The sequence below is a fragment of the Kribbella orskensis genome (assembly GCF_004342085.1).
GTDB lineage: Bacteria > Actinomycetota > Actinomycetes > Propionibacteriales > Kribbellaceae > Kribbella > Kribbella orskensis.
The window spans coordinates 387,326-407,278 of sequence record NZ_SLWM01000003.1 but is presented as its reverse complement, the minus strand read 5'-3'; the positions used below and the strand labels follow the sequence as shown (position 1 = coordinate 407,278).

At 68.5% G+C, this 19,953-nt stretch carries 18 protein-coding genes; 9 read left to right on the top strand and 9 right to left on the bottom strand.

Going from position 1 to position 19,953, the window contains the following annotated elements; all coding sequences use genetic code 11:
- Window positions 1-12: 12 nt before the first annotated feature.
- Window positions 13-1,644, bottom strand: coding sequence for a PEP/pyruvate-binding domain-containing protein (locus tag EV644_RS10830; RefSeq protein ID WP_199239738.1), 1,632 nt, complete (start codon window positions 1,642-1,644; stop codon window positions 13-15).
- Here EV644_RS10830 and EV644_RS10820 point away from each other — a divergent pair.
- Together EV644_RS10820 and EV644_RS44460 are read left to right on the top strand one after the other, a co-directional pair.
- The gene (locus tag EV644_RS10820) at window positions 1,637-2,350 is read left to right on the top strand and encodes a hypothetical protein (protein WP_241998880.1); all 714 of its coding nucleotides are present in this window, start codon (window positions 1,637-1,639) and stop codon (window positions 2,348-2,350) included. The two genes, EV644_RS10830 and EV644_RS10820, sit on opposite strands and share 8 nt — an antisense overlap.
- A 53-nt stretch (window positions 2,351-2,403) precedes the next feature.
- Window positions 2,404-3,069 carry a transcriptional regulator gene (locus tag EV644_RS44460; protein ID WP_158292782.1) on the top strand — a complete coding sequence of 222 codons (666 nt, stop codon included), beginning with the start codon at window positions 2,404-2,406 and terminating at the stop codon, window positions 3,067-3,069.
- Window positions 3,070-3,544: 475 nt separating this feature from the next.
- Here the strand turns inward: EV644_RS44460 and EV644_RS10810 are convergent, their stop codons facing one another.
- Window positions 3,545-4,870, bottom strand: coding sequence for a pre-peptidase C-terminal domain-containing protein (locus EV644_RS10810; RefSeq protein ID WP_242001016.1), 1,326 nt, complete (start codon window positions 4,868-4,870; stop codon window positions 3,545-3,547).
- A 222-nt stretch (window positions 4,871-5,092) separates the two neighbouring features.
- Here EV644_RS10810 and EV644_RS10805 point away from each other — a divergent pair.
- Window positions 5,093-6,498, top strand: a protein-coding gene (locus tag EV644_RS10805) for an IS3 family transposase (protein ID WP_132333354.1) whose coding sequence is annotated in 2 segments (ribosomal slippage) — window positions 5,093-5,453 and window positions 5,453-6,498 — 1,407 coding nt in all. Because the reading frame shifts where the segments join, the coding sequence is not laid out codon by codon here.
- Window positions 6,499-6,871: 373 nt separating this feature from the next.
- A complete protein-coding gene (locus EV644_RS10800) occupies window positions 6,872-7,507 on the top strand; it encodes a dihydrofolate reductase family protein (protein WP_132189880.1) in 636 nt (211 codons plus the stop codon).
- Between the two features lie 101 nt (window positions 7,508-7,608).
- Here the strand turns inward: EV644_RS10800 and EV644_RS10795 are convergent, their stop codons facing one another.
- A complete protein-coding gene (locus tag EV644_RS10795; RefSeq protein WP_132189881.1) occupies window positions 7,609-8,754 on the bottom strand; it encodes a zinc-dependent alcohol dehydrogenase family protein in 1,146 nt (381 codons plus the stop codon).
- Window positions 8,751-9,167, bottom strand: coding sequence for an acyl-CoA thioesterase (locus EV644_RS10790; RefSeq protein ID WP_132189882.1), 417 nt, complete (start codon window positions 9,165-9,167; stop codon window positions 8,751-8,753). The genes EV644_RS10795 and EV644_RS10790 overlap by 4 nt, the downstream gene beginning before the upstream one ends.
- A gap of 147 nt (window positions 9,168-9,314) precedes the next feature.
- Here EV644_RS10790 and EV644_RS10785 point away from each other — a divergent pair, with 147 nt between their 5' ends.
- Window positions 9,315-10,247, top strand: coding sequence for an acyl-ACP desaturase (locus EV644_RS10785; RefSeq protein ID WP_132189883.1), 933 nt, complete (start codon window positions 9,315-9,317; stop codon window positions 10,245-10,247).
- Between the two features lies 1 nt (window position 10,248).
- Here EV644_RS10785 and EV644_RS10780 read toward each other — a convergent pair whose 3' ends face one another.
- On the bottom strand, window positions 10,249-10,878 hold the full coding sequence (locus tag EV644_RS10780) for a MerR family transcriptional regulator (RefSeq protein WP_132189884.1): 630 nt from the start codon (window positions 10,876-10,878) through the stop codon (window positions 10,249-10,251).
- 77 nt (window positions 10,879-10,955) lie between these two features.
- On the opposite strand from EV644_RS10780, the gene EV644_RS10775 reads away from it, so the two are divergent.
- Together EV644_RS10775 and EV644_RS10770 are read left to right on the top strand one after the other, a co-directional pair.
- Complete coding sequence (locus EV644_RS10775; RefSeq protein WP_132189885.1) at window positions 10,956-11,432, top strand: DUF4188 domain-containing protein; 477 nt, start codon at window positions 10,956-10,958, stop codon at window positions 11,430-11,432.
- Between the two features lie 59 nt (window positions 11,433-11,491).
- Window positions 11,492-12,772, top strand: a complete 1,281-nt coding sequence (locus tag EV644_RS10770; RefSeq protein WP_199239736.1) for an MFS transporter — start codon at window positions 11,492-11,494, stop codon at window positions 12,770-12,772.
- 2 nt (window positions 12,773-12,774) lie between these two features.
- Here EV644_RS10770 and EV644_RS10765 read toward each other — a convergent pair whose 3' ends face one another.
- From EV644_RS10765 to EV644_RS10750, 4 genes are all read right to left on the bottom strand, one after another.
- A complete protein-coding gene (locus EV644_RS10765; protein WP_132189886.1) occupies window positions 12,775-13,983 on the bottom strand; it encodes an ABC transporter permease in 1,209 nt (402 codons plus the stop codon).
- Between the two features lie 128 nt (window positions 13,984-14,111).
- A complete protein-coding gene (locus EV644_RS10760; protein ID WP_132189887.1) occupies window positions 14,112-14,804 on the bottom strand; it encodes an ABC transporter ATP-binding protein in 693 nt (230 codons plus the stop codon).
- On the bottom strand, window positions 14,801-16,099 hold the full coding sequence (locus EV644_RS10755) for a peptidoglycan-binding protein (RefSeq protein WP_132189888.1): 1,299 nt from the start codon (window positions 16,097-16,099) through the stop codon (window positions 14,801-14,803). The genes EV644_RS10760 and EV644_RS10755 overlap by 4 nt, the downstream gene beginning before the upstream one ends.
- A complete protein-coding gene (locus EV644_RS10750) occupies window positions 16,096-17,211 on the bottom strand; it encodes a hypothetical protein (protein ID WP_132189889.1) in 1,116 nt (371 codons plus the stop codon). Before EV644_RS10750 ends, EV644_RS10755 begins: the two co-directional genes overlap by 4 nt.
- Window positions 17,212-17,322: 111 nt before the next feature.
- On the opposite strand from EV644_RS10750, the gene EV644_RS10745 reads away from it, so the two are divergent.
- Together EV644_RS10745 and EV644_RS10740 are read left to right on the top strand one after the other, a co-directional pair.
- Complete coding sequence (locus EV644_RS10745; RefSeq protein WP_132189890.1) at window positions 17,323-18,036, top strand: response regulator transcription factor; 714 nt, start codon at window positions 17,323-17,325, stop codon at window positions 18,034-18,036.
- Window positions 18,026-19,909, top strand: coding sequence for a sensor histidine kinase (locus tag EV644_RS10740; RefSeq protein ID WP_132189891.1), 1,884 nt, complete (start codon window positions 18,026-18,028; stop codon window positions 19,907-19,909). The genes EV644_RS10745 and EV644_RS10740 overlap by 11 nt, the downstream gene beginning before the upstream one ends.
- Window positions 19,910-19,953 lie beyond the last annotated feature (44 nt).

Genomic DNA, 19,953 nt, shown 5'->3' with positions numbered 1-19,953 from the left:
AGGTGGTGCTGCCTAGGGCTTGGGCTGTGGGTGGACCGTGCCGGTGGTGCCGTTGATCGTGATGGGCTGGCCGTCGTGCAGGGTGGTCATGACGGACGGAACGCCAAGTACGGCGGGGATGCGGTGTTCGCGGGCGACGATCGCGGCGTGGGAGAGCCGACCGCCGGTTTCGGTGATCACTCCCGACACGATGGTGAACAGTGGGGTCCAGGCCGGGTCCGTGAAACGGCAGACCAGGATGTCGCCGGCCCGCACTCGCCGGAAGTCCTCAAGTCCGTTCACGAGCCGAGCTGGACCCGATACAACCCCAGCACTTCCAGCGGTTCCCTGGAGAGCTGCCGGTGGTTCGACGAGGCCGCGCAGCCTCGAGCCGCCTTCTCCCGGGGCGCTTGGCGGCGAGGCTGCTGTTGAAGTAGCAGACGTACTGCCGACGGGGGCGTTCGACGCTGCGGCTCGGGTGGGGAGGGGGGTGGTGATGGGGCGGGATTGGAGGAGCCAGAGGTGAGTGGGGGTTAGGGCGAACTCGATGTCTTGGGGGGTGCCTAGGAGGGCGGCTACGTCTCGGCCTAGCTGGTTCAGGTGGTGGAGTTGGGGGTCGGTCAGGGAGGGGCGTTCGCGGTGGGTTCGGGGGACGGGGGTGGTGGTGGTTCGGGTTGGAGTGGTCGTTCGCGTTGGAGTAGTCGTTTCGGTGGGGGTGCGGTCGGTTCGGGTGAGCTTGGTTCCTAGGTGGCGTTCGAGGATGGCGGTGGGGGTGACTGTGTAGGCGTCCGGGGTCACCAGGCCTTGGACGACACTTTCGCCGAGGCCCCAGGATGCTTCGATGAGGGAGGCGCCGTCGGGGGTGTTCGGGTCGGCGGTGAAGAGGACGCCGGCTACCTCGGCGTCTATGTGGCGTTGGACGATCACCGCCATCGCCGGATCTGGGGACGGTCCGGGTGTCTGGCGGTAGGTGATTGCTCGGTGGGTCCAGAGGGATGCCCACGTTGCGCGTACCGCGTCGGCGACTGCGTCGATCCCCTGCACACCCAGATAAGAGTCGTGCTGTCCGGCGGCTGAGGCTGCGGCACTGTCTTCGGTGGAGGCCGAGGAACGCACAGCGACCGGCGCCAGTGCGAGTGGCTGTACAGCGACTGGCGGCACTGCGTCCGGCGGGATTGCGGACCCCAGCGAGCGTCGGGGTTCACGCTGCAGTGCAGGGTCGCTGCCTAGCTCGGTCAGAGCTTCGGTCGCCTGACCGTGCGGTTTGGACGTGCCGGGGAGGTTGACCAGCTCGATCAGAGGCTCGGTCGCCTGGCCCTGCAGCCAGGGCGGGACGGGGAGGTTGGCCAGCTCGGCTAGGGCCTCGGCCGCCTGGGCGTGCGGCCAGGATGGGACGGGGTGGCTGGCTAGGTCGGTTAGTGCCTCGGTCAGCTCTTTGAGCAGCCGGGGTGGGAGGGGGTGGTGCTTGATCAAGCGGCGGGCTTCGGCTGGGCCGTGGGTGGAGAGGACGGTGGAGAGGTCCAGGTCGCTGACGAAATCGCGGTAGGTGTCGGCGGGGATGACGAAGGCCGGTGGGACTGGGAAGCCGGCCTGGGCGAGTCTGCCTAGGGTCGCGGCTTTGGGGCCGGCGTTCTCTGGTGTGGCGTCGGCGAGACGGATGATCAAAGACCCTCCCTGTCCGGTGATCAACGGCCCTACCTTCCGGTCGATTGCGCGTGCGGGCTTTGCCGGCCGATTGCGCGTGCGGGATCCGCCGGCCGATTGCGCACGTGGCCTCTTGCCGAGCGATTGCGTGTGGGTCTTGCCGGGCCGATTGCGACTGCGGACGCTCCTCCTGCTTTCCTCCTGCTGCCTTCCTGTCAGCGCTGGGGTTCAACATGATGTTGACAACATTTTGTTGATGATGGACTGTTTGCGGGTGAGAAGCAATGACAAGGGCAGTGGGGCTGACGATCAGGCTCAGGCGCAGCGGGAGCGCGAGGCGCGGGGGCTGTTGTTGGCGGCCGGGGCTGATGGGCTGGAGCGGCGGCCTTGGCAGGTCGGGTCTATGCCGCCGTCGGCTGTTGACCTGATTCAGTTCTTTCTGTGGCGGTCGGGCTCGGCAAGCTTCGGGAGTCCGCCGGATCAGGAACTCACGGACGCGGCGGTGGCTGCGTTGCAGTTGTTGCCGGCGGCGCGGGCTGAGCTCGATCAGCTCGAGACTGGGTTGTTGTTCGCGGCCCGTGGGCTTGGGCTCACGTGGGCGCAGATGGCTGACGCGCTCGGGATGAATTCACCGCAGGCTTGTCAGCAGCGGTTCGACCGGCTCACCGCTCGCAACGGGCGCCCGGCTGAAGACTCTGCCGAGGCGGGCGGCGGTGTGAGGGCGTGAGTCGGGGGTCGGGGGTGGAGTTGTTGGTACTTCATGCGGTTCGGCTTCGGGGGATGGCTGATGGTCGGGCGGTCGCCGCCCGGTTCGGGGTTGGGCAGGTGGTTGCGGATGACGTCCTGCTCGACTGCCAGGCGTTCGGGTGGGTCACGTGGTCGGAGTTCGCCGGTACCGGTGGGTGGTCTCTCACCGAGGCCGGGCGAGTGGAGAACGAGAGGCAGCTGGCGGCAGAGCTGGCGGGACTGGCAGAGCCGGAGGAGCCGGGAGAGGTCGCCGGCGCCGAGCCGGGAGAGGTAGCCGGTGCGGAGCCGGGAGAGGTCGCCGATGCCGAGGTGGTTCGTGAGGCGTATCGGGCGTTTCTGTCGCTCAATGAGCGGTTGCAGCGGGCCTGTACCGACTGGCAGATCAGGCCGACAGCCGACGATTCGTTGGCCTTCAACGACCACAGCGACCTCGCTTGGGACGGCCAGGTGATCGACGAACTCGCCGCGCTGGGCCACGCGCTCGAGGCGGTGTCGGAGCGGCTCACCTCGGTGCTCGATCGCTTCCAGGGGTACGACACCAGGTTCAGTACTGCGCTCGGCCGGGTGATCGCCGGAGACAGTTCGTGGGTCGACCGAACGGGTGCCGACTCATGCCATACGGTTTGGTTCGAGCTACACGAGGACCTGATCGCCACTCTCGGACTCGCGCGCGGCGCCGAGCTGCCTGTGGAGAACTGAAGGCCAACGCACGGGTGGGCGGACCGGAGGAAGGCAGCGCCCGTCGGGCCCCAGTGCTTGGCCGTGTCGGTGGTGGCGTTGAAGGCCGTCCACTTGTTGGCCTCGCCGTTGGCCGGTACGTAGACCAGCGATGTGTACTAGAGGCGACCGCGGACACGTTCGGGTCCGGCTGAATCCCCCCGCACACCTAGCGGTCTATACCGCTGACAGCAGTCGCGAAACCTATACGCCTTTGGCAACGAGCGGAACAGCCAGGTAGGCCAGAGACCCTCCGAACACGACGGCACCGGCACCCGCGAGCGCACCGGTTCGGCGGAACTCGCTCTGCATCTGGAATCCTCCTCAAGGATTCCCCCCGACCTCACGGATATTTCCCCCGAGCCCAGCGCCGCCGCCCTCACCAGAAGGCGGCGACGCGGGCAAACCCTGTGCGAACCCCCGTACTGCGACCACCGGGGGCTCCGGGCCGGACGTGCTACCCGGCGGTGACCTTGACCGAGTAGGCGCCGCGGCTGCCGTAGGTCGAGTAGCCGGTGTTGAGCGGGCTGCCGTAACCCGTGTTGTCCACCCGGAGGTAGTACCGCCCGGCGGTGACCTGGCGGCTGATGCTCGCGCTCAGGCCGGTCGGCGTACCGGAGTTGGACTGACCGGAGGCCGGGTCGGCGGTAGCGACGACGGTGCCGGCCGAGTTCAGCAACTGGAGCTTGATGTCCAGGTCGCCACCGGTCGCCGCCGCGTTGGCCGCGAAGGTGAAGGTGCCGGCCGCGAGGTCGATCCGGAAGGTATCGACGTCCGAGTCGCTCGCGTAGATGCCGTTCGCGGTCGCGCCGAGGGTCAGTGCGGTGGCGTCCGCCGTACCGTTGCCGTGGTCGTCGGCGCGCAGGGCCAGGCCGTTCCGGCCGACGACGGCGAAGTCGTCTTCCTTGTTGTTGGCGTTCGAGTACTCGCCCTTGCTCCACTGGCTGATCGCCTTGGTGTAGCCGACGCCCATGATCGGCGCCCAGGCACCGTGGCCGGCGTAGTACCCGACCGACGAGGTGCCGTCGTGGTTGAGCCCGACGTTGTGGCCGGCCTCGTGCGACGCTGCCTCGGCGATGTTCTTCGCGCCGGTGCCGACGCCCTTGGTGAAGACCAGGGCGGGCTGGTAGTAGCTGTGCTGCCTGGTGTTGTCGTAGACACCGACATACGCGACCCCGCCGCAGCCACAGCCGGACTGGTACCAGGTCGTCGGGTCGATCACGACGCGCGTGCCGTACTGCTGGTCCGACGAACCCGAGCGGGTGATCGCGGACTCCGGCGGCGCCTGGGTGGTCACGTCGACGTCGAACGGCGCGTAGTCCTCGGCGACCCGGGCCCACACCTCGCGGACCACGTTCTGCTCGGCGGTGCTCCAGTTGCTCGTGTTGCCGTCGGTGTCGTACGGCGTGATGTTCACGGTGGCGGGTTTGCCGCCGGTGTTCCACGCCGTACCGCTGATCGTGTGGCCGTCGAAGTCCAGGTAGATCACCCGGTTCGAGCCGGCCTTGCTGTGCAGCTCGAACGCCGGACCGGTGGCGGCCGCGACGGCGCGCTTTGCCCAGTTCGGGGACTTCGTGGTCGCGGTCCGCTCCTTGGCGGTGGCGACGGGCTCGCTGTAGAAGAGCTTGCCGTCCTTGTCGAGCCAACTGGTCTTGTCACTGGCCAGGATCCGCTCCAACTGCTGCTCGGCGATCCCGTTGCGCTCAGCCAGCTCCGCGAGTCGCGGCTGGACCTTGCTCAGGGCGGTCTTGCCCTGAAGCGGCTGGCCGAGTAGCTGGTCCAACGGGGCCGGGGACGGACCCTGTTGGGCGTCTGCCTGGTTGCCGGCCGCGACGGCCAGTGCTCCGAACAGAACGGCACCGGCGCCTACGAGCGCACCGGTTCCCTGCGTGTCAGGGTCAGTTGAGGCCAGCGGCTCGTAGCAAGTCCGCTTCTGCAGGGCGAGATTTTGGATGTTGAAGAGATGGCTGGTTCTGTTCTTGCACCGGTAGTCGATGATGGTGGGATGGGTAAATCGGGTCCGAGAGCTGGTGGTCCGAGACCTCGTCGGACGTTCACACCGGCCGAGAAGCTGGCGCACGTGGCTGCGTATGACCTGGCTTGCCGCGACGGTCAGGGTGGTGGGTATCTGCGGCGTGAGGGGCTGTATTCGTCTCAGATGACCGAGTGGCGCAAGTTGCGTGATGGTGGCGTGTTGGAAGGGCGCGAGCCGGGCGCGAAGGTCGGGCGGCTGAGCGCTGAGCAGGCGGAGATCGCCCGGTTGCGGGGGCAGTTGTCCAAGGCTGAGCGGCGGCTGGCTCGGACCGAGGTGGCGTTGGACATCATGGGAAAAGCACACGCGCTCTTGGAGGAGATCTCCGAGAGCGCACCGGACGAGCAGCCGCCCAAGCGGCGCTGATGGCGGCGTTTCGGGAACTGACCGCGGCCGGCGTCACGACCCGGGACGCGGCCGGGTTGACGGGTGTGTCTCGTGCGACCGCCGGGCGACCCGCGCCGCCGGTGGGGCTGGTGACAGCCCGGGTAGCACCGGCCAACCAGCTCACTGTGGGCGAGCAGGCCAACGTTCTGGCCGTTTTGAACGGTGTCGAGTTCATCGACCGGACCCCGGTGCAGGTGTATGCCGTGCTGCTGGAGCGCGGCCAGTATCTGTGCTCGGTGTCCACGATGTACCGGATCCTCGCGGCGAACGCGCAGGTGAAAGACCGCCGGCGCCAGGCCCGGCATCCGGCCAGGGCCCGTCCCGAGCTGATCGCGACCGGCCCGGGGCAGGTGTTCACCTGGGACATCACCAAGCTGCCCGGCCCGGCCAAGGGCGTCTACTACGACGCCTACGTGATGATCGACATCTACTCCAGGTACGTCGTCGGCGCGCATGTCCATGTCACCGAAACCGCCGTCCTGGCAGAAGAAATGATGCGTGAGGTGTTCACGATCCACGGGATCCCGCAGGTCGTGCACGCCGACCGTGGCACCTCGATGACCTCGAAAACCGTCGCGGCCCTGCTCGCCGACCTCGGCGTCACCCGGTCTCACTCACGGCCCCGGGTGTCGAACGACAACCCGTTCTCCGAGGCGTGGTTCAAGACCCTGAAGTACGCGCCGGTGTTCCCCGAGCGGTTCGGGTCCCTGCAGCACGCCAGGGCCTTCATCGACGAGTTCACCCAGTTCTACAACCATGACCACCACCACACCGGGATCGGGCTGCACACCCCCGCCGACGTCCACTACGGCCTCACCGCGGCCACCGACCGCCACCGCCACCATGCCCTGGCCGCAGCCCGGACCGCGAACCCCGAACGGTTCACCACCACCACGACCCCGGCCATCCTCAACCTGCCCGACACAGCCTGGATCAACCCACCCATCCACGAAACCCAACAAAACAAGACAGTTCAACAGACCGCCGCGTAACTCCCGCTGGCCTCAACCACCTTGACAAATTCCGGTTCGGCGGAACCTGCTGTGCATCTGGGGCCCTCCTCAGGGACTCCACGGCACCGCCGGCACTCTGGGGGGACGGCCGGGGCGTGCCGTTTGCCTCACTTGTCGTACGCGGGCGCGCACTCTGCGTAGAGTGCCTCATCGGTTGTCCGGTGTACACATTTTCCGGCGGAATTTACCTTCCCCAAAGGCTGCCCGAGCCTGCCCGCCGCTCGTTGACGGCACAGCGGGGCGCCTGTGATACAGATCACAGAAGTCGGAATGTCGAGTACGCCGGCCGCCGGCCGACGCCTGGGTGAACGGACACGACAACCGATGTCAGGCAGCGAAAGGGAGATCGACCATGAAGCTCACCTTGCACACATTCCTCAGCGTCGACGGCGTCATGCAGGGCCCCGGCGGTCCCGACGAGGACCGCAGCGGCGGGTTCGAGCGGGGTGGCTGGCTGGTCCCGTACTCCGACGAGGGCATGGGCGAGATCGTCAGCGACTGGTTCACCCACGCCGAGGCGATCCTGCTCGGCCGCACCACCTACACGATGATGCAGGCCTTCTGGTCCCAGGTGACCGATCCGGACAACCCGGTGGCGGCCGCACTCAACAACCTGCCGAAGTACATCGCGACGTCGACCCCGCTCGAGCCGGCCTGGAACAACAGCACGGCGCTGACGGACAACGCGATCGAGCAGATCCGCGAACTCAAGGGCAAGCCCGGCGGGGAGCTCCAGGTGCACGGCTCGTGCGGGTTGGCCCAGTCGCTGCACCAGGCCGGGCTGATCGACGAGTACCGACTGCTGACGTTCCCGGTGGCGGTCGGCACCGGCAAGCGCCTCTTCACCGACGGCGCCCAGGCCTCCGGCTTCACCGTGGTCGACAGCCGCATCACCCGCACCGGTACGACGTACGTCGCGCTCCAGCCGAAGCCGTTCCACGTCGGCGACATCGAGGTGGAGGACGGCAAGGAGAAGGAGATTCGCTGAGCCCCTGGTACTGCTGCCAGGAGCCGGCCCGCGGCTTCATCGACAACAACTAGTACTGCGGACGGCGGTGGCCGGGACATCGGTCACCGCCCGCGTGTTCCTCAGAGCACCAGGACCTGGCGGATGGAGGTGCCGGCCGCGAGCGTGTCGAAGGCCTCGTTCAGGTTGTCCAGGGAGACCGTCGAGGTGAGCAGCCGGTCGACCGGTAGGCGGCCTGCTCTATAAAGGGAGATGTAGCGAGGGATGTCGCGGCTGGGGATCGCGGAGCCCACGTAGGAGCCCATGAGGGTGCGTTCTTCGGCGACCAGGCTGACCGCGGGGATGCTCAGCATCTGTGAGGGATGCGGGAGTCCGACAGTGACGGTGGTGCCACCTCGGCGGGTGGCTGCGTAGGTCTGGCCGAGGACGGCCGCACTGCCGACGGTTTCAAAGGCGTAATGTGCGCCGCCAGCCGTCGCCTCGCGTACCTGCTCGACCACATCGTTGCTTCGAGCATCGATCGCGTGGGTCGCGCCGAGCGAGAGTGCGAGCTCGAGCTTCTCCGGTACGACGTCGACCGCGACCAGCGGATGCGCGCCGACCAGTTCAGCCCCGAGCAAGGCTGACAGCCCGACGCCGCCGAGGCCGAAGACGACTGCGCTCTGGCCGGCTTGGACCCGGGCTGTATTCACCACGGCACCGACGCCCGTCATCACCGCGCACCCGAAGAGCGCGGCGATCTCCGGGGGCAGGTCGGGGTCGATCTTCACGGCCGACCGCGCCGAGACCACCGCGTGGTCGGCGAAACCGGAGACGCCGAGGTGGTGGTGCACCTGACCCGACAGACCTTCACCCGCTTGATATCCATCCGGCCGGCCGAGTCGGTGCGCGCCCGAGAGCAGGGTGCCTGCGGTGTTGGCCGCTGCTCCTGGCTCGCACAGGGCCGCGCGCCCTTCCGCACAAGGGCCGCAGGCGCCGCAGGCTGGGACGAACGCGAAGCCGACCGTGTCGCCAGGGACGAAACCCCCGGCCTCCGACTGGATCACCTCGCCGGTCGCCTCGTGGCCGAGCAGCATCGGCATCACCCGCGGCCGGGAGCCGTCGATCACCGAGAGATCCGAGTGGCACAACCCGGCCGCACGGATCCGGACCAGCAACTCCCCCGGGCCCGGCGGATCCAGCTCGACCTGTTCGATCCGCAGCGGCCGCGACTCGGAGTACGGGCTGGGTAGTCCCATCTCCCGCAGTACTGCGCCTCGCACGATCATCCGGTGATTCCTTCCAGGGCGGCGCGGAGCCGGTCGGGCAGGGCGACCGGGCGGCGGTGCTCGCGATCCACGAACACGTGCACGAAGCGGCCGGTGGCGGCGGGCTCGTCCGAGCCCGCGCGGAACAGCCCGATCTCGTAGTGGACGCTGGAGTTGCCGAGCTGCGACACCCGCAACCCGGCATCCACCGTCTCCGGGAACGCGAGCGACTGCTTGAAGGTGCAGGCCGACTCGACACACAGCCCGATCACGTCCCCGCGATGGATGTCGAGCTCACCCGCCCGGATCAGGAACTCGTTGATCACCGTGTCGAAGAAGCTGTAGTACTCGACGTTGTTCACGTGCCCGTAGACGTCGTTGTCCTTCCAGCGCGTGGTGATCGCCAGGAACTGCGCGTAGGAGCTCCGATCCATCCGCCCACCATAAGGTGCAGAAGATGACGTACCTCCTGATCCCGGGCGCGGGTCGCGAGCCGCCGGGATCGGCAGGGCGCGCGGAACCTACGGTGGCGTAACTTACGGTGCCGTAGGGTGGGGGGACCCGACGACAAGGAGACCCCGGTGACCGACAAGCTGGTGACGAACCTGCTGCACGAGCTGGAGCCTGTCGTCGAGCAGAATCTCGAGCGGCACCTGGCCATCACCAAGGACTGGAACCCGCACGACTACGTGCCGTGGAGCGAGGGCCGCGACTTCGCCTTCCTCGGCGGCGAGGACTGGGCGCCGGAGCAGTCGCGGCTGGACCCGGTCGCCAAGGTCGCGATGATCACCAACCTGCTGACCGAGGACAACCTGCCCTCGTACCACCGGGAGATCGCCACCCAGTTCGGCCTCGACGGCCCCTGGGGCACCTGGGTCGGCCGGTGGACCGCCGAGGAGGGCCGGCACGGGATCGCGCTGCGCGACTACCTGGTGGTCACCCGCGGAGTGGACCCGGTCGAGCTCGAGAACGCCCGGATGGCACACATGACCGCCGGTCACGTGGTCGAGAAGAACATGCTCGAGGCGATCGCGTACGTCAGCTTCCAGGAGCTCGCCACCCGCGTCTCGCACCGCAACACCGGCAAGGCCACCGGCTGCCCGATCGCGGACCAGCTGCTGGCCCGGATCGCGACCGACGAGAACCTGCACATGATCTTCTACCGGAACCTGGTCGCGGCCGCCTTCGAGTCCGCGCCGAACGAGACGATGCGAGCCGTCGTCAACGAGGTCCGCGACTTCTCGATGCCGGGCGCCACGATGGAGGGGTTCGCCCGGAACTCGGTAACGATCGCGAAGGCAGGCATCTACGATCTGCGGCTGCACCACGACGAGGTAGTCGCGCCGATCCTCCGGATGTGGAAGGTGTTCGAGCGCGACGACCTGAGCGGCGACGGCGCCAAGGCCCGCGACGAGCTCGCCGAGTTCATGGCCGCCCTCGACGCCCAGGCCAGCCGTTTCGTCGAGCAGCGCGCCCGCCTGCGGGAGCGTCAGGCCGCTCGCGCCGAAGTCTGAGTCAGGGGCAGTTTCGCGGTACTGCGTTGTAGCGGTGGGCTGAGGCGTTCTGCTGGGCCAGCCGGCGGAGAGCCAGGAGAACCGGTCCACCCAGGGCGGTGAGCAGCACGGTGGTCTCCACCGTGTGCTGGCGATCGCCCGAAGGTAGGTGGGCCACCTCCGCCTCGGCGGTTTGCTGGGCGGTGGTCGCGTAGGTCTCCAGTAGGTCGTCGTCAAGGTGATACCCGACCTTCTCCAAACCGTCGAGGGCACTGGCGAGGAGTGCGCGGTCGCGGGACTCCCGGTCGACCTGCCAGTCGTGGTCCTCGAGGAGCCTGTCCACCCGGGCGAGCGAGTCCGGAGTGGCTTCGATGGTGTCGGGGAGCAGGGCACTGTGGGCCGCTCCGAGCACCTCGTGGATCTCGCGCGACTCCTCGTCGACCGCGGTGAGTACGCCGCGGATCCGGGCGAGCGACAGACCACCCGCCTCCGCCAACGCGCGGATCAGCCGCAGCCGGCGGACGTGCGACTCGTCGTACCGGGATCTGGTGGCGCCGACCGACTCGCCGGGCGGCAGCAGGCCCTCGCGCAGGTAGTACTTGATCGTCGCCACGGGGACGTCCGTCCGCCGGGACAGCTCCGCGATCCACATCCGGTCCTCCTCTTGACTTTTGGAGAGTATCACTTTCCAATATTAGAGAGCTTGGGTATCCAAAAGAGGAGATCGAGATGTCAGTGGTCGAGGGACGGCAGACGGCGGCGTACGAGGGCGACCTGGTGGTCTTCCTGATCGGGATGCGGGTGAACTCGCTGCGCGCCTGGCGGCAGTGGATCCCGGTCGCGAAGGCGATGGGGCCGATGCTGCGCGAGTTGAGCGCCGATCCGGACAGCGGGCTGCTCGGCTTCCGGAGCTTCCCCGGGCTGCGGAGCGTCACGATGATCCAGTACTGGGAGTCCGTCGAGAAACTGCAGGCGTTCGCGAATGATGCGCAGCGGACGCATCGGCCGGCTTGGACCGAGTTCTACAAGCGCGCGTACAAGGGCAACACGGTCGGCATCTGGCACGAGACGTACGTCGTTCCGGCCGGACACACCGAGACGATCTACGGCAACATGCCGCTGCTCGGCCTCGGGAAGGTCTCGGGCGTCATCCCGGTGAACTCCCGGGGTCGCACCGCCGCCCAACGGCTGAGCACCAAGCACTAGCTCGGAGAATTGGTTGAGGCGGGCGGGGTTGTGGTGAGGGCTGTGGTTACAGTGCTGGCGTGCAGTTCTTGCGGGATCTTGGGCGGTTGCTGAGGCGGGGTGACTTCCGGCGACTGTTTGCTGTGCGGCTGACCTCGCAGTTCGGCGACGGGGTGTTCCAGGTCGCGCTCGCGTCATACGTGCTGTTCTCGCCGGAGCGGGCGCCGGACGCTGCCGCCATCGCGGGATTGTTCGCCGTCGCGCTGCTGCCGTACTCCGTGCTCGGCCCCTTCGCCGGGGTCCTCCTCGACCGCTGGTCCCGCCGGCAGATCCTCTTCGGGGCGAACCTGACCCGGGCGGCGCTGGTCCTGGTGGTCGGCGCGATTGTTGCTGTCGGCAACGCGGGAGTCCCGTTCTACCTGGCCGTGCTGCTGACCCTCGGGGTGAACCGCTTCCTGCTGTCCGGGCTGTCGGCGGGCCTGCCGCACGTGGTCGACACCGACGAGCTCGTGATGGCGAACGCGGTCACACCAACCTCGGGCACTGCGTTGTTCCTGATCGGCGGTGGCGTCGGGGCCGGCGTGAAACTGATCTCCGACTCCGACCTGGTAGTCCTCGGTACGACGTCCGTCGTCTACCTGGCGGCGGCTCTGCTGGCCCTCCGGCTGGGCCGGTACCAACTCGGGCCCGACCTGACCGGCCGGCGGCCCGGAGTGGGCGAGGCGATCCGGGGTATCGCGGCCGGCTTGATCGATGGCGCCCGCCATCTGAAGGAGCGGCGGCAACCTGCCCTCGGGCTGGCCGCGATCGGCTCGCTCCGGTTCCTCTTCGGACTCGTGACCGTCGCGATGATTCTGCTGTACCGCAACCGCTTCTACGGCCCGGACCAACTCGACGAGGCCTTCGGCGCACTCGCGCTGGCGACCGGTGCGGTCGGAGCCGGCCTGTTCCTCGCCGCCCTCGTGACTCCCTGGGCGACCCGGGCGCTGACCTTGCGGCGATGGATCACCGCGCTCTTCGTCGCGGCCGGCGTGGTGACGGCGGTCCCGGGCGGTCTCTACACCCAGCCCGCGATCCTGGTGGCGGGATTCCTCACCGGCTTCTGCGCGCAGGGCGTGAAGATCAGCGTCGACACCCTCGTCCAGACGGGTATCGAGGACGTCTACCGCGGCCGGGTCTTCTCCCTCTACGACATGATCTTCAACGTCGGGCAGGTCTCCGCCGCCGCACTCGGCGCCCTGATCCTGCCCGACGACGGGAAGTCCTACTCGGTCCTCATCTTCGTGGTGCTCGGCTTCCTGCTGACTGCTCTCGCCTATTCACGCCTGTCCGCCAAGGACCCGCTGCCGGCCACGTCCTAGGATCACGTCCCACGCAAGGCAGTGATCGGCTGGATGGCGGAGGCCTTCCAAGCGGGGTAGGTGCCGGCGATCAGGCCGATGACCGCGCCGAGCAGCGGCGCTCCGAGCGACAGCCGGCTGTCGAGGATGGGCGTCCAGTCCCGGAACCACGAGACGCCGACCGTCAGCAGTACCCCGACTGCCGTCCCCAGCAGACCGCCCAGGAACCCGACGATCACGCTCTCCACCAGGAACTGCGCCGCCACGTGTCGTCGCGCGGCGCCGAGAGCGCGGCGCAGGCCGATCTCCGAGACGCGTTCCAGCACGGACAGCAGAGTGACGTTGGCGATACCCAACCCGCCGACCAGCAGCGCGACCGCCCCGAGCAGCAGGAACAGCGCATTTAGGTCGGACTCCACACCCGTGCGAACGCCACCCTGCTTCGGCGGCGCGTCCACCTTCAGCGCGCTCGGGTTGTTCGGGTCGATCGCGACCGGCGCCTGGCCGGCGATCAACTGCGCCGCGCCGACCGCAGTACGGATCTCGACCGCGTCCGGGGCCTCCAGGTCGTAGGCCAGCTTGGCCGCGCCGTTCGGCATGATCACCGCGTCGAGCAGTTCGGCCCGGCCGCTGACCGAGTCGAGGATGCCGATCACGGTGTACGCCTGGTCGCCGAGGAAGATCGCCGGCTGCGAGTCGATCCGGTTGATGCCGAGCCGCTCCGCCGCATTCTTGCCCAGAACGACGACCCGGTCGCCGCGGTTGTCATGCCCGGCGTCGAAGAACCGGCCCGTCTTCAGGCCGCCGCGGACCGCGTCGAACAGGCCTGGCGAGCCCGCCATCACCTGCAGCGCGTGCCCTTCCTTCTGGCCGTCCAGCCCGGCGACGCTGCGGACCAGGTCGTCCCCGACCTCGAGCTGGCTCACCGTGCCGGCCGCGTCCACGCCGTTCAGCCGGGCGATCCGCTCCGGCGCATCCCACGGCAACTGGGTCGCGGCCTCACCTTCCTGCCCACCTTTGTCATCCGGCTGTACTACGACCCGGGTGGCGGCGGCCAGATCGAATCGCTGGGTGATCTGGCCGGCCGCGGTCTGCCCGAGCCCGACTGTTCCGACCAGCGCGGCGATACCGAGCACGGTGCCGAGGGTGGTCAGGATCAACCGCGTCGGCCGCGCGGCGACGCCAGCCAACGCCTCGTCGAGCAGATCCCGTACTGCGGGCCCGCGCGTCAACCGCTTCCGCCGTGATCCGGCGCCCCTCCGTACTACGCCTGCGAGGGCGAGGCGGGTACGACGGAACAATCTGGTGGAGCGGGAAGTGGACGGCCCGCCGGCGGGATCCGGGGGGCCTGCTGGAGGGGTCACCACTGGAGGGTCCCGTCGACGATGCGGACCTGGCGCTGCGCCCGGCGGCTGACGTTGTCGTCGTGGGTGATGACGGCGAGCGTCATGCCCTCGTGGTGCAACTCGTCGAACACTTCGAGGATCGCCTCCGCATTGGCACTGTCGAGGTTGCCGGTGGGTTCGTCCGCGAGCAGCAGGCTCGGCTCGGCCACCAGTGCCCGGGCGATCGCCACCCGTTGACGCTCACCACCGGAGAGCGTGGTCGGCGCGAAGTCCATCCGATGCGCCAGCCCGACCCGTTCGAGGGCTACCCGAGCTCGGGCGATCCGCTCGCGCCGCGGCACTCCGACGTACACCATCGAGAGGGCGACGTTCTCCAGCACCGTGCGGTGATCGAGCAGGTGGAACGACTGGAAGACGAACCCGATCCGCTCGCCCCGCAGTACCGCGCGACGTCGTTCGCGCAGGCTGAGGGTGTCGACGCCGTCGAGGCGGTAGACACCGCCGGTCGGGTTGTCGAGCAGCCCGAGCAGATGCAGCAGGGTCGACTTGCCGGAGCCGGACGGGCCGACGATCGAGAGGTACTCGCCCTGCCCGACGGTCAGGTCGACCTCCCGGATCGCCTGCACCTCGGGTGGTCCGGGGAAGAACCGCCGGACGCCGATCATCTCTACCACCGGCGCCGGCAAGGCGACTGCCGTGGCGCTCATCGGCCGACCACCACTTGGTCGCCCTCGGTCAGTGTGGCGTCGCCCGACGCGGTGACCTGGGCGTAGCCGTCCGCGGAGAGCCCGACCGTGACCGGGATCAGCTCGACCTTGCCGTCCCGCAGTACCTCGACTCGGGAGCCGCCGTCGGAGCCCGCTGACAACGCGGCGAGTGGGACGGCGAGGACCTTGCCGTTGGTGCTCTTCACCGGGATGGTGACCCGGACATTCGCTTCGCGCAGGCGTTCCAGCTGGGTCGCGGTGAGGGTCTTCGGCGCGACCACCACGTCGAACTGGTCCGCGTTCCGGGTGATCCGGCGGACCGTGGCGGCGATGAGGCTGCCGTCGCCGAGGTCGAAGCTGGCCGGCATGCCGACCTTCAGCCGTTCCTTCGTCGCCGCGTCCACCTTGACGGTGACCACGAGCGAGGCGCCGCTGACCGACATCACCACGCCGTTCACCGTGCCGCCGCGCTCGACCTTCACGTCGTCCACCCGGCGCGGCAGCGTCTTCACGAAGACGACCTCCGACACGGGCAGCGGCGTACCGGCCTTGAACTCGGCTTCGGCGAGCGCCTCCTGGGCGTCGTCCAGGTTCTCCTCCGCGTCGTCGACCGCGCCCTGCTGGACCGAGGTGTCGCCCTTGCCCGGGCCTGCCTTGGCCTGCTTGAGCGCCGCCTGCGCCTGGCGGAGCTGGTTCTTCATCGCGTCGACATTCTTGTCCGCGCCTTCCACCGCCTGCTTGAGCTGCTCGTCCGGCTCAGGCGCCTCGTACCCGGCCGACTCGTAGAGCTCCTCGACCGCCCGCGCAGTACTGCTGTCGTACTTCGTGTCGACGGTGCCCGGGTCGAACCCCAGCTTGTCCAGGGTCTGCTCGAGCTGGAGCACGTCCGGCCCCTTGGAGCCCGGGGTGAGCGTGCGGTACATCGGCAGAACGCCGGGCAGGCCGATCACCGGACGCCCGGCGATCTCCAGCAGCGCCTTGCCCGCCTGGATGGTGGAGCCGACCTTCGGCACCTTGCCCGTCACTACGGCCGGGGTCTGCAGGCCGCTCGTCTCGACCCGGACATTCACCGCTCCGTCGAACGAGGTGTCCCCGCGCGCGACGACCTTGCTGGACAGCGCCTTCTTCTCCACCGGCACAGTGATCTGGGAGGCCTTCGGCGGCGCGGTCTTGGCGGCCGCGTCCTCCGGTGACATCAGCCGGCTGCCGGCGGCGACACCCACGCCGAGCGAGAACGTCGCCACCGCGGAGACCCCGACCAGCACGCGCCGGCGCGACTTGGGCGAAGCGGTCACCGTTCAGCCATTCCGTCGCGGTAGGCCTCGAGCTCGGCCTTGTGCGAGGCGACGAACTCCGTCTCCTGCTCGTACTGCGCCTTCTTGTACGACTCGTCGTACACCTTCGCCTTGCAGCCCTGGTCCGCCTTGGCCAGCTCGATCTCGAACTTGCGCAGGTCCGCCAGCTTCTGCGCGTCGACCTTGTCGAACGACGGCGGGCCGACCGCGGTCACCTTGCCTTTCTTGGGCGTCGCCCCGCCGGTAGGGCTGCCGTTGTCGTTGCCGGTCAGCTCGTCGAGCTTCTGGCTGACCTTCTCGCGCGGCTCGTCGGTCTTCTTGAACCCGGCGTGCCCGGCATCAGCCAGACAGTCGGCCCAGGCCGAGGTGGCGTCGACCACGCGCTGGTCGGACTCGATCCGCTTCCGCAGCGCCTCGAGATCCTTGAACAGCGACTCGTACTTGCTGAAGTCGGCCAGCTTGTCGCGTTTGCCGTAGACCTGCTCGACCGCCTTGCCCCGGCAGCCCATGTCGGTCGGGCCGGTGCTGTTGCTCTTGCCGTCCGCCGGCACCGCGATCACGTTGCCGTCGCCGGTCGCGTTCGGCCCGTTCAGCGCCTTGTCGTAGGCCTTCTTGGCGGTCGCGGACAGCGCGTTGCGGATCTTGGTGTTGGGGTTGGTGTCGTCCTCGCCGCCCGGCTTGGACCAGTCGATCGTGCTGATGCCATAGCCGTACTGCTCGGCGAACTTGTCCGGCGGCAGGTTGAACGCGTCGTCGAACTTGGACTTGGGGTTCGACTCCGGCGGCACCGCGACGTACTCGAACCCGGCCGCCTTCATACAGGCGGCGGTGCCGTCCTCCACCTTGCGCTGCTTGGCCAGCTCCTCCTCGGACGAGCCCCGCCCGCCGCCGGCCCGGATCGCGACCCGCATCCCGCCGCCGGAGCTGCTCATGAACCCGTCACCCATGTACTCCGCGAGCGGGCTCTTCTCGCCCTGGTCGTCGTTGCCCGAGGCACCCGGGTCGTTGGTCCCACCGCAGCCGGCCAGCGCCAGCACGGCGACCAGAGCAAGTGCCGCCCGCGCCGAATGGTGTCCAACGCGGGGCACTGGTGCTTTCCGTGTGGTTTTCATGGGTGGGAGCCTGGCGGCGGGGCTGTCAAGAACCTGTGAAAGACCGATCAGCACCCGATGCTCTCAGCTGATCTTCATCGAAATCTCATGAAGATCAGTCATGGTCGTTGCATGCCAGCCCGGATCCTCGTCGCCGAAGACGACCGGAAGCAGGCGGAGCTGATCCGGCGCTATCTCGAGCGAGAGGGCCATCTGACCGTCGTGGTGCACGACGGCCGGGCCGCCATCGACGAGGCCCGCCGGCGCAGCCCCGACCTGCTGGTGCTCGACGTGATGATGCCGAAGGTCGACGGCCTCGACGTCTGCCGCGTACTGCGGGCCGACAGCGCGGGTGGCGGGGATGTCCCGATCATCATGCTGACCGCCCGGTCCACCGAGGACGACCTGCTGCTCGGGCTCGACCTGGGCGCGGACGACTACCTGACCAAGCCGTACAACCCGCGCGAGCTCGTCGCCCGGGTCCGGACCGTACTGCGTCGCACCCGGAGTCGCTCCGAGGGCGAGGTGTACCGGGTCGGCGGGCTTGAGATCGACCCGGTCCGGCACGAAGTACGGCTGGAGGACGAACTCGTCGAGGTCACGCCGGCGGAGTTCAAGATCCTCGCCTGCCTGGCCGCGTCCCCCGGGCGGGCGTTCTCCCGGCAGCAACTGCTCGAGCATGCCTTCGGGTTCGACCACTACGTGTTCGACCGGACGATCGACGTGCACGTGATGAACCTGCGCAAGAAGATCGAGCCGGCACCCGCCAGCCCGGCGTACCTGAAAACCGTGTACGGGGTGGGCTACAAGCTCGCCGACAAGGTGGTGACCTCGGATGCGTCGTAGCGTCCTGCTCCGGTTCCTCGGGCTGTCCCTCGCGGTCGCCCTCGGCGCCGTCATCGCGACCGCGGTGATCGCCACCTACAGCACCTCGGAGAAGCTCCAGGGCGAGATCGCCGAGAACGCGTCCCAGCTGCAGACCGACGGGGAGATCTACAGCCGGCTGAACGAGTACGCCGGTGAGCACCCGACCTGGTCCGGGGTGGACAAGGTGGTCAAGCAGCTGGCCGACGAGACCGGCCGGCGGATCGCGGTGACCGAGCCCGACGGCACGGTGATCGCCGATTCCGCCCGGATGCTCGGCGCCGGTCCCGAGCTCCCCTCGATGCCGGCCGCAACGATCGACGTGCGCAACGAGGGCAACGCGCTCTTCACCAAGGCGTCCGCGGCGATCGCCACCCGGATGCCGCCTGGCAAGGCCGAGGCAAGGGTGATGATGAGCGCGCCGTACCTGATGTCCCCGAGCTGGGGGCTGACCGACCAGGAGCGCCGTGAGCGGGACCGGCTGGCGGACCAGGCGGTCGCCTGCTACCAGTCCAAGGGCACCACCGCGACGGTCTCCAAGGGCGGCGGCGAAGGCCCGCAGGTGATCGTCGAATCCGGGGGGTCCGTCGACGGTGTGGCCGTCACGCAGGTGATGAAGGTCGGTGCCGCCCCGGTCGACGACGAGTGCATGCCGGCCGAGCTGAACGCCCCGAGTGCCAAGGCGTTGATGATCAACCAGGACGAGGTACGGCGTGCTGTCTCCTGCCTGAAGGCAGCCGGGGAGCCCTTCTCCCTCAGCTCCTACAAGCTCCCGGGCCTGCAGACAGTGGTGCCGGCGAACACCGACCAGCCGTTCTCCCAGACCATGATCGAGTGCACCTCGAAGGCACGCTCGGACGCGCTCGCGCCGTACGTCGCTCCGGAGGCGCGGCTCTACCTCGGAGCCAAGAACGCGTTCAACGTCTTCTCCGGCGAAGGACTCCTCCGTACTGCGGCCACCGCGCTCGGCGTGCTCCTCATCGCGGCGCTGGTGATGGTGTTCGCGGGGCGGCGCCTGGTCCGGCCGATCCTGGCGCTGACGGGTGCCGCCCAGCGGATGACGAACGGGGACCACGCCACCCGGGTACCGGTGGCCGGCAAGGACGAAGTAGCTCGGCTCGGGCACGCGTTCAACGCGATGGCGGAGTCGATCCAGCATCACGACCACCAGCGCAAGGCGATGGTCAGCGATGTCGCCCATGAGCTGAGGACACCGCTCGCCAACATCAAGGGTTACCTGGTCGCGTCCGAGGACGGCGTGGTCGCGCTCGACCAGGCTTTGGTGAGCTCGTTGCTGGAGGAGGCTGGGCTACTCGAGCGCCTGGTCGTGGATCTGCAGGATCTCGCCCTTGCCGATGCCGGGAAGCTCCGGGTGCATCCCGAACTGCGGGATCTCTCCGAGCTGGCGCAGCAGGTGGTCTCGGCTCATCGGCCGGCCGCCGAAGCAGCCGAAGTCAGCTTGATCGCCGAGGTGAACGGGCCGGCGCCTGCCGTGGTGGACAACGCCCGCGTCCGCCAGGCGCTGGGGAATCTGGTGTCCAACGCCATCCGGTTCACCCCGTCGGGCGGGAAGGTGGTGGTCGGCGTACGGCGGGCAGGTGACGGCTACAACCTGACGGTCGTGGACAACGGGACCGGGATCGCCGCGGAGCATCTCCCCCACCTGTTCGACCGGTTCTACCGAGCCGAGCATTCCCGCAGCCGGACGACCGGTGGCAGCGGGCTGGGCCTAGCGATCACCAAGCACCTGGTCGAGGCGCACCACGGAACCATCACCGTCACCAGCAAGCTCACCCATGGCTCCACCTTCACCATCCACCTGCCGAGCCGCCCGTTCCCGCCCGACAAGGCTTGACCTGGGCGCCGATAGCGTCAAGTTATATCCCTTACGGGACACTA

Bases quoted from the DNA above. Each gene is read 5' to 3' on its own strand.
- EV644_RS10820 (WP_241998880.1), top strand. From the start codon at position 1,637: ATGATCAAAGACCCTCCCTGTCCGGTGATCAACGGCCCTACCTTCCGG.
- EV644_RS44460 (WP_158292782.1), top strand. From the start codon at position 2,404: ATGGCTGATGGTCGGGCGGTCGCCGCCCGGTTCGGGGTTGGGCAGGTG.
- EV644_RS10800 (WP_132189880.1), top strand. From the start codon at position 6,872: ATGAAGCTCACCTTGCACACATTCCTCAGCGTCGACGGCGTCATGCAG.
- EV644_RS10795 (WP_132189881.1), bottom strand. From the start codon at position 8,754: ATGATCGTGCGAGGCGCAGTACTGCGGGAGATGGGACTACCCAGCCCG.
- EV644_RS10790 (WP_132189882.1), bottom strand. From the start codon at position 9,167: ATGGATCGGAGCTCCTACGCGCAGTTCCTGGCGATCACCACGCGCTGG.
- EV644_RS10780 (WP_132189884.1), bottom strand. From the start codon at position 10,878: ATGTGGATCGCGGAGCTGTCCCGGCGGACGGACGTCCCCGTGGCGACG.
- EV644_RS10775 (WP_132189885.1), top strand. From the start codon at position 10,956: ATGTCAGTGGTCGAGGGACGGCAGACGGCGGCGTACGAGGGCGACCTG.
- EV644_RS10760 (WP_132189887.1), bottom strand. From the start codon at position 14,804: ATGAGCGCCACGGCAGTCGCCTTGCCGGCGCCGGTGGTAGAGATGATC.
- EV644_RS10750 (WP_132189889.1), bottom strand. From the start codon at position 17,211: ATGAAAACCACACGGAAAGCACCAGTGCCCCGCGTTGGACACCATTCG.
- EV644_RS10745 (WP_132189890.1), top strand. From the start codon at position 17,323: ATGCCAGCCCGGATCCTCGTCGCCGAAGACGACCGGAAGCAGGCGGAG.
- EV644_RS10740 (WP_132189891.1), top strand. From the start codon at position 18,026: ATGCGTCGTAGCGTCCTGCTCCGGTTCCTCGGGCTGTCCCTCGCGGTC.